The 10,701-nt window shown below is 70.6% G+C and carries 9 protein-coding genes; 3 read left to right on the top strand and 6 right to left on the bottom strand.

Going from position 1 to position 10,701, the window contains the following annotated elements; translation table 11 throughout:
- Positions 1-45 precede the first annotated feature (45 nt).
- The gene (locus QWY76_RS10835; protein WP_290311204.1) at positions 46-1,314 is read right to left on the bottom strand and encodes a NupC/NupG family nucleoside CNT transporter; all 1,269 of its coding nucleotides are present in this window, start codon (positions 1,312-1,314) and stop codon (positions 46-48) included.
- A gap of 75 nt (positions 1,315-1,389) precedes the next feature.
- On the bottom strand, positions 1,390-2,223 hold the full coding sequence (locus QWY76_RS10830) for an outer membrane protein OmpK (RefSeq protein WP_290311203.1): 834 nt from the start codon (positions 2,221-2,223) through the stop codon (positions 1,390-1,392).
- A gap of 244 nt (positions 2,224-2,467) precedes the next feature.
- Here QWY76_RS10830 and QWY76_RS10825 point away from each other — a divergent pair, with 244 nt between their 5' ends.
- Complete coding sequence (locus QWY76_RS10825; RefSeq protein WP_290311202.1) at positions 2,468-3,187, top strand: DeoR family transcriptional regulator; 720 nt, start codon at positions 2,468-2,470, stop codon at positions 3,185-3,187.
- Positions 3,188-3,315: 128 nt separating this feature from the next.
- On the opposite strand, the gene tal is transcribed toward QWY76_RS10825, so the two are convergent.
- The 4 genes from tal to rbsK form a co-directional block, all read right to left on the bottom strand.
- On the bottom strand, positions 3,316-4,383 hold the full coding sequence (gene tal, locus QWY76_RS10820) for a transaldolase (RefSeq protein WP_290311201.1): 1,068 nt from the start codon (positions 4,381-4,383) through the stop codon (positions 3,316-3,318).
- Positions 4,380-6,404 carry a transketolase gene (tkt, locus tag QWY76_RS10815; protein WP_290311199.1) on the bottom strand — a complete coding sequence of 675 codons (2,025 nt, stop codon included), beginning with the start codon at positions 6,402-6,404 and terminating at the stop codon, positions 4,380-4,382. Before tkt ends, tal begins: the two co-directional genes overlap by 4 nt.
- A 71-nt stretch (positions 6,405-6,475) precedes the next feature.
- A complete protein-coding gene (locus QWY76_RS10810) occupies positions 6,476-7,465 on the bottom strand; it encodes a nucleoside hydrolase (protein ID WP_290311198.1) in 990 nt (329 codons plus the stop codon).
- 19 nt (positions 7,466-7,484) lie between these two features.
- Positions 7,485-8,438: a ribokinase gene (gene rbsK, locus QWY76_RS10805; protein ID WP_290311197.1), complete on the bottom strand. Its 954-nt coding sequence runs from the start codon at positions 8,436-8,438 to the stop codon at positions 7,485-7,487.
- Positions 8,439-8,807: 369 nt separating this feature from the next.
- Between rbsK and QWY76_RS10800 the strand changes: the two genes are divergently transcribed.
- Positions 8,808-9,812, top strand: a complete 1,005-nt coding sequence (locus tag QWY76_RS10800; protein WP_290311196.1) for a LacI family DNA-binding transcriptional regulator — start codon at positions 8,808-8,810, stop codon at positions 9,810-9,812.
- Positions 9,813-10,008: 196 nt separating this feature from the next.
- Entirely contained in the window at positions 10,009-10,701 is a 693-nt protein-coding gene (locus QWY76_RS10795; protein WP_290311195.1) for a CBS domain-containing protein, read from the top strand.

The following is a 10,701-nucleotide window of genomic DNA, read 5'->3' as shown; positions in this document are numbered from 1 at the left end:
GGAAATGGGAACGCCGCGGCGTTGGCCGCGGCGCGTGCCGACTCCTCAGGCGCCCAGCGCGAGGAAGAAGCCGGCGAGGGTGGCGGACATCAGATTGGACAGGGTACCGGCCAGCACGGCCTTGATGCCAAACCGCGCGATCTCGTGGCGCCGGCTCGGGGCGATGCTGCCCAGGCCCCCGAGCAGGATGGCGATGGACGACAGGTTGGCGAAGCCGCACAGCGCGAAGGACAGGATCGCCGTGGTGTGGGCCGACATCGCCTCGCCGGTGGCGGCGACCACCCGCTCGCCGTCGATGTAGGGCGCCAGGTTGATATAGGCGACGAACTCGTTGACCACCAGCTTCTGGCCGATGAAGGAGCCGGCCAGCGTCGCCTCCTCCCAGGGCACGCCGAGCAGGAAGGCCAGCGGCGAGAACAGCCAGCCGAGGATCAGCTCCAGGCTCAGCGACTCCACGCCGAACCAGCCGCCGACCCCGCCGATCAGGCCGTTGAGCAGGGCGATCAGGCCGATGAAGGCCAGCAGCATGGCGCCGACGTTGGCGGCCAGGGAAAGGCCCGAGGAGGCCCCGGCGGCCGCGGCGTCCAGCACGTTGCTGGGATGGTGCTCCTCGGCGTCGAGGCGTTCCTCCGCCTCGGCCATGTCATCGTTCGCGGTCTCGGTCTCGGGCATCAGCAGCTTGGCGAACAGCAGCCCGCCGGGGGCGGCCATGAAGGAGGCGGCCACCAGGTACTCCATGGGGATGCCCAGCGCGGCGTAGCCGGCCAGCACCGAGCCGGCCACCGAGGCCAGGCCGCCGCACATCACCGCGAACAGCTGGGAGGGGGTCATGCGGGCGATGAAGGGGCGCACCACCAGCGGCGCCTCGGTCTGGCCGACGAAGATGTTGGCGGTGGCCGAGAGCGACTCGGTGCGCGAGGTGCCGAGCGCCTTCTGCAGGGCGCCGCCGAGGATGCGGATCACCCACTGCATGATGCCGAGGTAGTAGAGCACCGCGGTCAGCGACGAGAAGAAGATGATGACCGGCAGCACCTTGATGGCGAACACGAAGCCCACGGACTCGACGTTGGCCAGGCCACCGAACAGGAAGTCGATGCCGTCGTTGGCGTAGAGCACCACCTGGCTGACGGCGTCGGAGACGGTCTTGAGCACCGTCTGGCCCACCGGCACGTAGAGCACGAAGGCGCCGAGGCCGGCCTGGATGGCGAAGGCGCCGCCCACGGTGCGCAGGCGGATCGCCCGGCGGTTGGAGGAGAAGATCAGGGCGATGGCAATCAGCGTCGCCATCCCGATCACGCTCATGATCAAGGTCATGGGGAGGTCCTTGTGGTTGGCGGCATGGGCACGTCACGGCCTCATGACCGGCGATGGCTCACAAACAGTCGTACATCACAGGAAGTTGACCTTCAGGGTGTAGATCATCGCATTCTGATAGTCGTCGGCGGTACCCAGCTTGTTGTGCGAGTAGCGATACTGCACGCCGCCGGTGATGGTGTCGGTCGGGTGCCACCACAGGGCCACCGCGCCGTTGGTGCCGACGCCGCCGGCCGGGCCGTTGACGTAGTTCTGGCGCAGGTAGTCGTCGTCGCGGTCGAAGGTCTGCTCGTGCCAGTTGCTCAGGCTGAAGCGCTCGCCGAAGGCCGCGAAGTCGTAGCCCAGCACCCAGCCGGCCATGTAGCCGTTCTCGCCGTCGTAGCCGCCGTCGCCGCTCTCGACCCAGGCCTTGCCGAGGAAGGGCTTGATCCACAGCCCGTTGGCGAAGGTATGGCGATAGCCCAGCCCGGCGATGCGATCCTGCTCCTCGCTGTCGAAACCGTAGTCGCGGAAGTCGTAGACGTGGAAGTAGAGCGAGAAGGGCGAGTCGCCCAGATAGAGATGCGAGGTGACCTTGGCGGCGCTGCGGCGGTTGTCGCGGGTATCGTCCTCGAGGGTGTCGTTGTGGGGGTTCTCGAAATCGTAGAATCCGTAGAACTCCCCCCAGTCGAAGCCCGCGCCGCCCTCGAGCTCGAGGTAGAAGAAGTCGCCCTTGGCGGCGTTGCTGGCGGTGCGCTGCTCGGTGCCGTCGGACCAGTCGAGGTAGTTGATCGAGGCGTTGGCGAACGACCACTGCGGGGTGAAGGACGAGGACGAGGCGTCGTCGCCGGCGCCGGCGGGCAGCGCGGCGGTGCCCAGCAGCAGGCCGGCCAGGGGCGCGAGGGTACGAGGCGTCATGTGGTTCGGCATGGAATCGGCTTTCCTTGGTGTTGTTGTCGTGTGATGCGCCGGGTATTCAGGGGGACGGACGATCACGTCGACGTCGGTAGGTGAACCCGGTCGGGCCGGGGGATGAGCGACGTGTCTGTTATTCGAGTAACATGGCAATGTTATTTTATTCACATTTCGCGCCGCAACCCCGAGATCGAGGCGGCGTCAACGCAACCGGACGAGGGCTCGTCGAGTGCCGTCCCGAGAGGCGAGAGGTAGCGGAGTGAACGAACGAAGTGCGGCGCGGCTGGCGCGCCTGCAACAGGCCCTGGCCGAGGGCGGCAGCCTGCGGCTGGCCGAGGCGGCGGCGCTGTGCGGGGTCTCGGCGATGACCATCCGCCGCGACCTGGCGGGAGCCGATGATGCACTGGTGCTGATCGGCGGCCACCTGATGCGCGCCGACGATCCCCGCCAGGTGCCGGGCTACGACCTGGCCGTGCAGCGCGACCGGCACGCCGAGGCCAAGCGCCGGCTGTGCGAGCGGGCCCTGGCCACCCTGGAGGAGGGCGATACGCTGTTCATCGACTGCGGCACCACGCTGATGCCGCTGGCGTTGAGCCTGCCCGAGGACCTGTCGCTGACGGTGGTCACCTATGCCCTCAACGTGGCCGAGGCGGTCAGCGCCCGGCCGGGGGTGCGGCTGTGGCTGCTGGGCGGGGTCTATCATGGCTCGTCGCGCTCCTTTTCCAGCGACGACATGGCCGAGACGATCCGCTCCTTCGGTCTCAACAAGGCCTTCCTGTCGGCGGCCGGCGTGCATCCGCGCCAGGGGCTCAGCTGCTTCCACTTCCACGAGGTGGCGCCCAAGCAGGCCGCCATCGCCACCGCCCAGCGCCGGGTGCTGGTGGTCGATGCCAGCAAGCAGGGCCAGGTGCGCCCGGCGCGCTTCGCTGGGCTCGAGGACATCGACGAGGTGATCACCGAGGAACCCGTCGCCGAGTGAGGCGACGGGCCCGTGCGGCGCACGGTGGAGGAGCTCGCCTCCCGCCCGGGAGGCGAGGCGTGGGGAATGCGACATGGTTTCCTCGTATTGTCGTTGTATCGAGTGATGATGTCGGCAAGGCCGGCCGGTCAGTCGACCAGGCGCAGCAGCTCGTCGTAGGCCTGGTCGAAGGCCGCGAGGCCCTCGCGCTGCAGGCGCTCGCCGATCTCGTCCAGGTCGATGCCCAGGGCGGCCAGCTCGGCGAGCCGCTCGTGGGCCGTCGCCAGGTCGGCGGTCAGCGTCTCGGCGGCCTCGCCGTGGTCGGCGAAGGCCGCCAGGGTGGCGTCGGGGACGGTGTTGACGGTGTCGGGGCCGATCAGCTCCTCCACGTACATGACGTCGGAGTAGGCCGGGTCCTTGGTGCCGGTGCTGGCCCACAGGCAGCGCTGGGGATGGGCGCCGGCCGCGCGCAGCTCGGCGAAGTCCTCGCCGCCGAAGGTCGCCTGCCAGCGCGCGTAGGCGGCCTTGGCCGAGGCCACGGCGATGTGCCCGCGCAGGTGGGCGGCAGCCTCCGGCAGCATGGCGTCGACCAGGGTGTCCACCCGGCTGAGGAAGACGCTCGCCACCGCACGGATGTGATCCACCGGCTTGCCGGCGGCGTGCCGGACGGCCAGGCCGTCGCGATAGGCCGCGAAGACCTCGTCGAGGTGGCGCGGCGAGAACATCAGGGTGACGTTGACGTTGAGGCCGGCGGCGATGGCGTCGCGGATCGCCGGCAGGCAGGCACGGGTGGCCGGAATCTTGATCATGGCATTGGGCCGGTCGATGGCGGCCCACAGGCGCTCGGCGGCGGCCAGGGTGGCGTCCGGGTCCTGGGCCAGGCGCGGCGAGACCTCGAAGCTGACGAAGCCCGCCTCGCCCTGGCTGGCCTCGAAGCGCGGGCGCAGCAGGTCGCAGGCCGCGCGGATGTCGGGCAGCACCAGCGCCTCGAAGCGGCGCTCGGGGTCGGGCTCCCGGTCGCGCAGGCGCGCCAGGTCGTCGCGGTAGCGCGGGTCCTCGGCGATGGCCTTGTGGAAGATCGCCGGGTTGGAGGTGACCCCGGCGATGGCGTCCTCCTCCAGCCAGCGGGCCAGGCGCCCGCTCTCGAGCAGCCGGCGCGACAGGTTGTCCAGCCAGACCTGCTGGCCGAATTCGGCGATGCGACTCAGACGACTCATGCGGGTACCTCCTGGGATGCGGGGGTGGGGGCCAGCAGTCGGCGGGCCCGTGCGGTGACGGCCTCGGCGGTGAGGCCGAAGTGGCGATACAGCGCGTCGGCCGGGCCCGACTCGCCGAAGCTGTCGAGCCCCACCACGTCGCCGTCGAGGCCCACGTACTTGCGCCAGTAGTCGGTCACCCCGGCCTCCACCGCCAGGCGCGGCACGCCGGGCGGCAGCACGGCGTCGCGGTAGCCGCGGTCCTGGCGATCGAAGGCGAAGGTCGAGGGCAGCGACACCACCCGGGCCTGCACGCCCTCGCCGGCGAGCCGGGTCCGGGCCTCGACGGCCAGTTCGACCTCCGAGCCGGTGGCGATCAGCACCAGGTCCAGCGGCCCGGCCTCCCGGGCGAGCACGTAGCCGCCGCGGCGGATCTCGGCCAGCTGCGTGGCATCGCGGGGCTGGGCGGCCAGCGCCTGGCGGCTGAGGATCAGGCTGGTGGGCGTGGTGGTGTGCTCCAGGGCGGCCTGCCAGGCGACGCGGGTCTCGCTGGCGTCACAGGGGCGCCAGACGTCCATGTTGGGCATCAGGCGCAGGGTGGCGGTCTGCTCCACCGGCTGGTGGGTGGGGCCGTCCTCGCCGAGGCCGATGGAGTCGTGGGTGAACACGAAGATCGGGTTGATCTTCATCAGCGCGGCCATGCGCAGGGCGTTGCGGGCGTATTCGGAGAACATCAGGAAGGTAGCGCCGAAGGGCCGCAGGCCGCCGTGCAGGCACAGGCCGTTGATGACCGCGGCCATGCCGAATTCACGCACCCCGTAGTGCACATAGTTGCCGCCGCCATGGCGGCCGACCGGGCGGGCCGCCTCCCACAGCGTCAGGTTGGAGCCGGCCAGGTCGGCGGAGCCGCCGACCAGCTCCGGCAGCCCCGCGGCGAAGGCCTGGATCGCCTGCTGGCTGGCCTGGCGCGTGGCGAGCGTTTCCGCCCGTTCGGCCACCGCCTCGAGCCGTTGCCGGGCCTGGCCGGCGAAGTCCGCCGGCAGCTCGCCGGCGAGGCGGCGCTCGAACTCCCGGGCGGCCTCGGGGTAGGCCGTCGCGTAGCGGGCGAACCCTGCCTGCCAGGCGGCCTCGTGGCGTTCGCCGCGTTCCCGGGCGCTCCAGGCCTCGGCCACGTCGTCGGGGATCGCGAAGGGCGCGTGGGGCCAGCCCAGGGCCTCGCGGGCGGCGCGGATCTCGGCATCGCCCAGCGGGGCGCCGTGGCTGGCGTGGCTGCCCTGCTTGGAGGGCGCGCCCTTGCCGATCAGGGTTCGGCAGGCGATCAGGGTGGGGCGGTCGTCGGCCTTGGCCCGGGCGATGGCGACGTCGACGGCCGCCACGTCGTGGCCATCGACGGCGGGGATCACCTGCCAGCCGTAGGCGGCGAAGCGCCCCGCGGTGTCGTCGGTGAACCAGCCCGCGACCTCGCCGTCGATGGAGATGCCGTTGTCGTCGTAGAGCACGATCAGCTTGCCGAGCCCCAGGGTGCCGGCCAGCGAGGCGGCCTCGTGGCTGATGCCCTCCATCAGGCAGCCGTCGCCGACGAAGGCGTAGGTATGGTGATCGACCAGCGGGAAGCCATCGCGGTTGAACTCGTCGGCCAGCAGGCGCTCGGCGAGCGCCAGGCCCACGGCGTTGGCCAGCCCCTGGCCCAGCGGGCCGGTGGTGGTCTCGACGCCGGGGGTATAGCCGAGCTCCGGGTGGCCCGGGGTGCGGCTGTACAGCTGGCGGAAGGCGGCCAGGTCGTCGCTGGAGAGGTCGTAGCCGGTCAGGTGCAGCAGGGCGTAGAGCAGCATCGAGCCGTGGCCGTTGCTGAGCACGAAGCGGTCACGGTCGGGCCAGTCGGGGTTGGCCGGGTTGTGGCGCAGGTGGCGGTGCCACAGGGCGACGGCGATCTCGGCCATGCCCATGGGCATGCCGGGGTGGCCGGAGCCGGCCCGCTGCACGGCGTCCATGGCGAGGGCGCGCAGCGCGTTGGCGAGGGTGTCGGTGTCGGGCGTTGTCATTGTCGGTGTCCAGCCTGGAGTGGATGCATGGTGATCGCAGTTAGCCGTCGACAGGTCTGCGAGGGGGCGTCTCAGGCGTCTTGCGTCTGCTCGGGGGCGATAAAGGTGTCCATGAACAGCGCCATCAGGCGCGGGCCATCCACGTCCACGCAGACCCGCTGCGAGGGCAGGCCGTCCCAGGCGTTGGGCGGGTAGTCCCGGTCGTCGGGCCGCTGGATGGTCTGGCCCATGGCGAGGCCGCCGCGCACCGCACGCACCGGGCCGCGGCGTATCGTGAACAGGCTCGGGTCGAGCACGTAGGCCACGGCGCTGGAGTCATGCACATAGCAGCCGTCGATGGCCTCGCGCTCGGAATAGAAGCCCACGTAGTGGCGCGAGATCCGCCACATGAAGTCGCCGTCCTCGCCGCCCAGCTCGCGCAGGCGGCGGAAGTCGGCGTCGCGCATCTGCACCTTGTGGGTGACGTCCAGGCCGACCAGGGTGACCGGCCAGTCGGCGGTGAAGACCAGGTCGGCGGCGTGGGGGTCGCCGTGGATGTTGGCCTCGGCCACCGGGGTGATGTTGCCGCCCTGGCCGTCGACGCCGAAGGCGCCGCCCATCACCACGACCTCCTTGACCAGGCCGGCGATCGCCGGGTCCTCCTTGAGCGCCAGGGCCAGGTTGGTCAGCGGGCCGACGGCGATCAGCGTCACCTCGCCGGGATGGCGGCGCAGGGTGTCGATGATCAGCCGGTAGGCGGGGCGCGGGTCCAGCGGGAGGGTCGGCGCGAAGGACAGGCCGGCGTTGCCCAGGCCGTCGTCACCGTGGACGACGGTGGGCGGTGCCGACTTGGGCATCGCCAGGGGCTCCGCCGCGCCGCGGGCGACGGGGACCTCGAGGCCGAAGCGCTCGGCCAGGTAGCGGGCGTTGCGGGTGGTGGTGTCGGTGCGGGCGTTGCCGTGCACCGTGGTGATGCCGAGCAGCTCGAGGCCCGGGTGGCGATGCAGGAACAGCAGCGCCATGGCGTCGTCGATGCCCGGGTCGGTGTCGAAGATCACCTTGGTGGGAGCGGGGGTGGCCATGGTGGGTCTCCTGTGGAGGTCAGTGGTCGGCGAGTTCGTGGCGGTGGGGGATCGACGCCTGGGCGCCGGCGCGGGTCACGGCGAGGGCGGCGGCGGCCTGGCCCTCGAGGATCGCCGCTGCCACGGCCTCGCCGCGCAGCAGCGCCGCGGCGAAGCCGCCGACGAAGGTGTCGCCGGCCGCGGTGGTGTCGATGGCCGTGACCGCCGAGGCCGGGTAGTGATGCAGGCCGTCGTCGTCGCCCGCGACCACCCCCTGGGCGCCCAGGGTGACGAGGATCTGGCGGCAGCCGGACTGGCGCAGGCGGCGTATGGCCTGGGCCGCCTCGTCGGGATGGCCGACGGGCTGGCCGGACAGGGCGGCGGCCTCGCTCTCGTTGACCACCAGCCAGTCGACCAGCGCCAGCAGGTCACGGGGCAGCGTCATGGCCGGGGCGGCGTTGAGCAGGGTGGTGGCGCCATGACGACGGGCGCGGGCCAGCGCGTCGCGCACGGTGGGCAGGGGGACCTCCAGCTGGCAGACCACCAGCCTGGCCTGGCGCAGCAGGTCATCGACGCTTGCCACGTCGGCCGGGGTCAGCGCGGCGTTGCTGCCGGGAATGACCACGATGCTGTTCTGGCTGGCGTCATCGACCTGGATCATGGCCGTGCCGGTCGTGGTGTCGGCACTCGTTTGCACGCCCCGGCGCCGGATGTTCTCGCGGTCGAGGTTGGCCAAGAGCGCCTGGCCGTAGGCATCGTCGCCGACGCGGCCGACCATCGCGGTGCTGGCGCCGAGGCGCGCCAGGGCCACGGCCTGGTTGGCGCCCTTGCCGCCCGGGGTGGCCGTCAAGCCTCGGCCGAGCAGGGTCTCGCCGGGCCGGGGATGGCGCGGCGTGCGGACCACGAGGTCCATGTTGAGGCTGCCGACGACGACCGCGTCGGCATGGGCGGCCGAGGTGGCGTCCCGGGGGGAGGCGATGGGGGCGGTAGTCACTGCATTCACCCTGTCGTTGTTGATGGACGGTCGGCCGAGGCGCTGTGGGGCCCAGGGGCTCGATGGGTTGCACTCACCCTAGCGCAGAGAAAAACGTTTGCGCAAACGTTTTTCTCTGCCCCGATTGGGGTACCATGGTGTCGAGCCAGGGATGGCTCCCGGCGAGGAGGCGGCGCGGGCGGTCGCGGGCCAGAGCGCCGCCGAGGCCGCTGCTACTCGATGAATCAATACGTTATGCTGGGCGTGGCGAAGCCCCACCCGGCAATGCCGTGGCGTGGTCCGGGGGCAGGCGATCCGAACGGTAGGGAGGCAAGCGGCGATGAGCGACAGGCGGGTGACAGAGGCATGGGGCGGGGGTGGCCTCCGGCGATGGTGACGATTACCGATGTGGCGAGAGAGGCGGGGGTATCCGTCTCGACGGTCTCGCATGTGCTCAACGGCACCCGCTTCGTCAAGGCGGAGACCCGTGACCGGGTCAGGGCCGCGATCGAGCGGCTCGACTACACCCCCAGCAGCTCGGCGCAGTCGCTGAAGAAGAACGTGACGCACACCATCGGGCTGATCGTCACCAGCTCGACCAACCCCTATTTCGCCGAGGTGGTCGCCCGACTCGAGGCCGAGCTCTACGCGGCCGGCTTCAATCTGATCCTGTGCAATTCCGGGCGGGATATCGACAAGCAGCGCAGTTACATCCGCACGCTGAAGGGACGGCGCATCGATGGGCTGCTGGTGCTGGAATCGGTGCTCTCCGAGGCCTACCTGGAGCTGCTGGCGTCCTGCAGCTTCCCGGTGGTGCTGCTGGATTCGGACACGCCCGGCCTGACCAGCGTCAGCGATGATTCCGAGCTCGGCGGCTATCTGGCGACCTCCCAGCTGATCGAGCAGGGCCACCGGGCGATCGGCTGTATCGCCGGGCCCGAGCAGCACCACCAGTCGAGGCGGCGTTTCCGCGGCTTTCGACGCGCGCTGGACGAGGCGGGGCTGCCCCTCGAGCCGGACTGGGTGCATGCCGGCAACATGGACATCGAGAGCGGGGAGACGGCGGTGCGACGACTGTGCGGGGGGCCACACCGGCCCACGGCGCTCTTTGCCTTCAATGACTTCTCCGCGCTGGGGGCCATCGGCCAGGCGACCCGACAGGGCCTGCAGGTGCCCGGGGATCTCTCGGTGATCGGCTACGACGACATCGAGATCGCGCGGCTGTTTACCCCCGCCCTGACCACCGTGCGCCAACAGGCCGGGGTGCTGTGCCGGGAAGCCAGCCGCCTGCTGACGTCGGCCATCGCCGACAAGGCCACGAGCGTCGAGCACCTCAAGATTGCACCGCAGCTGGTGGTGCGCGATTCCGTGAGGGCGCCGGGGCCGGGCCGGTAGCCGCTCAGCCGTCGCCGGGGCCATGCCCCGCGGGCATGGGCGGCAGGTGATCCGGCGATCCCCGACGCGAGCGAGGCGCCTTGATCCTGTCGAGGGTCAAGGCCCCGACCGCCGGGGCTTGCTATGTTGATAAGAGCACGGCCGGGGACGGCCGCCGCGACCGCGTAACGCCTACCCACGCTCTGGAGGCCTCACCATGCATGCCGCCGACGTCATGACGCCCCATGTGATCACCGTGTCCCCCGACAGCGAAGTCCGCGAGATCGCCAGCCTGCTGGTGGAGCATAGCATCAGTGCCGTCCCGGTGGTCGACAAGGACGAGCGGGTGCTCGGCATCGTCAGCGAGGGGGACCTGATTCGCCGCATCGTGAGCGATGAAGCGGAAGAGTCCCATGGTTCCTGGTGGCTGCGGCTATTCTCCATGGCCGACAAGGACGCCGAGTACGTGCGTACCCACGGGCGTCTGGCCAGCGAGATCATGACCCCGTCGCCGGTCACCGTGGAGGAAGACGAACCGCTGCATCGCATCGCGGCGTTGCTGGAGAAGCGCGGCATCAAGCGGGTGCCGGTGGTCCGTGACGGCCGCCTGGTGGGCATCGTCAGCCGTGCCAACCTGCTGCGTGGCTTCTCGGTTGCCTCGCCGGGGGAGGCGCCGCTGGACGATGACCGGGCGATTCGCGAGGCCATCCTCAAGGAAATCGATGCCCATACCGGGGTGATCGTCGATCGCCTCAACATCATCGTCTCCGGCGGCAACGTCCAGCTATGGGGGCTGGTCGAAAGCAAGGAGCAACGCTGGGCGGTCCAGGTGGCCGCCGAGAACACCCAGGGCGTGAAGGCCGTGGAGAACAACCTGGGCTTCATGCCCAAGGGCATGGGCTCCTTCTAG

Source organism: Halomonas maura, from assembly GCF_030409305.1.
Classification (GTDB): domain Bacteria; phylum Pseudomonadota; class Gammaproteobacteria; order Pseudomonadales; family Halomonadaceae; genus Halomonas; species Halomonas maura.
The sequence above is the reverse complement of the archived record's forward strand: the minus strand, read 5'-3'. Positions and strand labels throughout refer to the sequence as shown.

Excerpts from the sequence above, each read along its gene's own strand:
- QWY76_RS10835 (WP_290311204.1), bottom strand. The coding sequence starts at position 1,314 with ATGACCTTGATCATGAGCGTGATCGGGATGGCGACGCTGATTGCCATC.
- QWY76_RS10830 (WP_290311203.1), bottom strand. The coding sequence starts at position 2,223 with ATGCCGAACCACATGACGCCTCGTACCCTCGCGCCCCTGGCCGGCCTG.
- tal (WP_290311201.1), bottom strand. The coding sequence starts at position 4,383 with ATGAGTCGTCTGAGTCGCATCGCCGAATTCGGCCAGCAGGTCTGGCTG.
- tkt (WP_290311199.1), bottom strand. The coding sequence starts at position 6,404 with ATGACAACGCCCGACACCGACACCCTCGCCAACGCGCTGCGCGCCCTC.
- QWY76_RS10810 (WP_290311198.1), bottom strand. The coding sequence starts at position 7,465 with ATGGCCACCCCCGCTCCCACCAAGGTGATCTTCGACACCGACCCGGGC.
- QWY76_RS10800 (WP_290311196.1), top strand. The coding sequence starts at position 8,808 with ATGGTGACGATTACCGATGTGGCGAGAGAGGCGGGGGTATCCGTCTCG.
- QWY76_RS10795 (WP_290311195.1), top strand. The coding sequence starts at position 10,009 with ATGCATGCCGCCGACGTCATGACGCCCCATGTGATCACCGTGTCCCCC.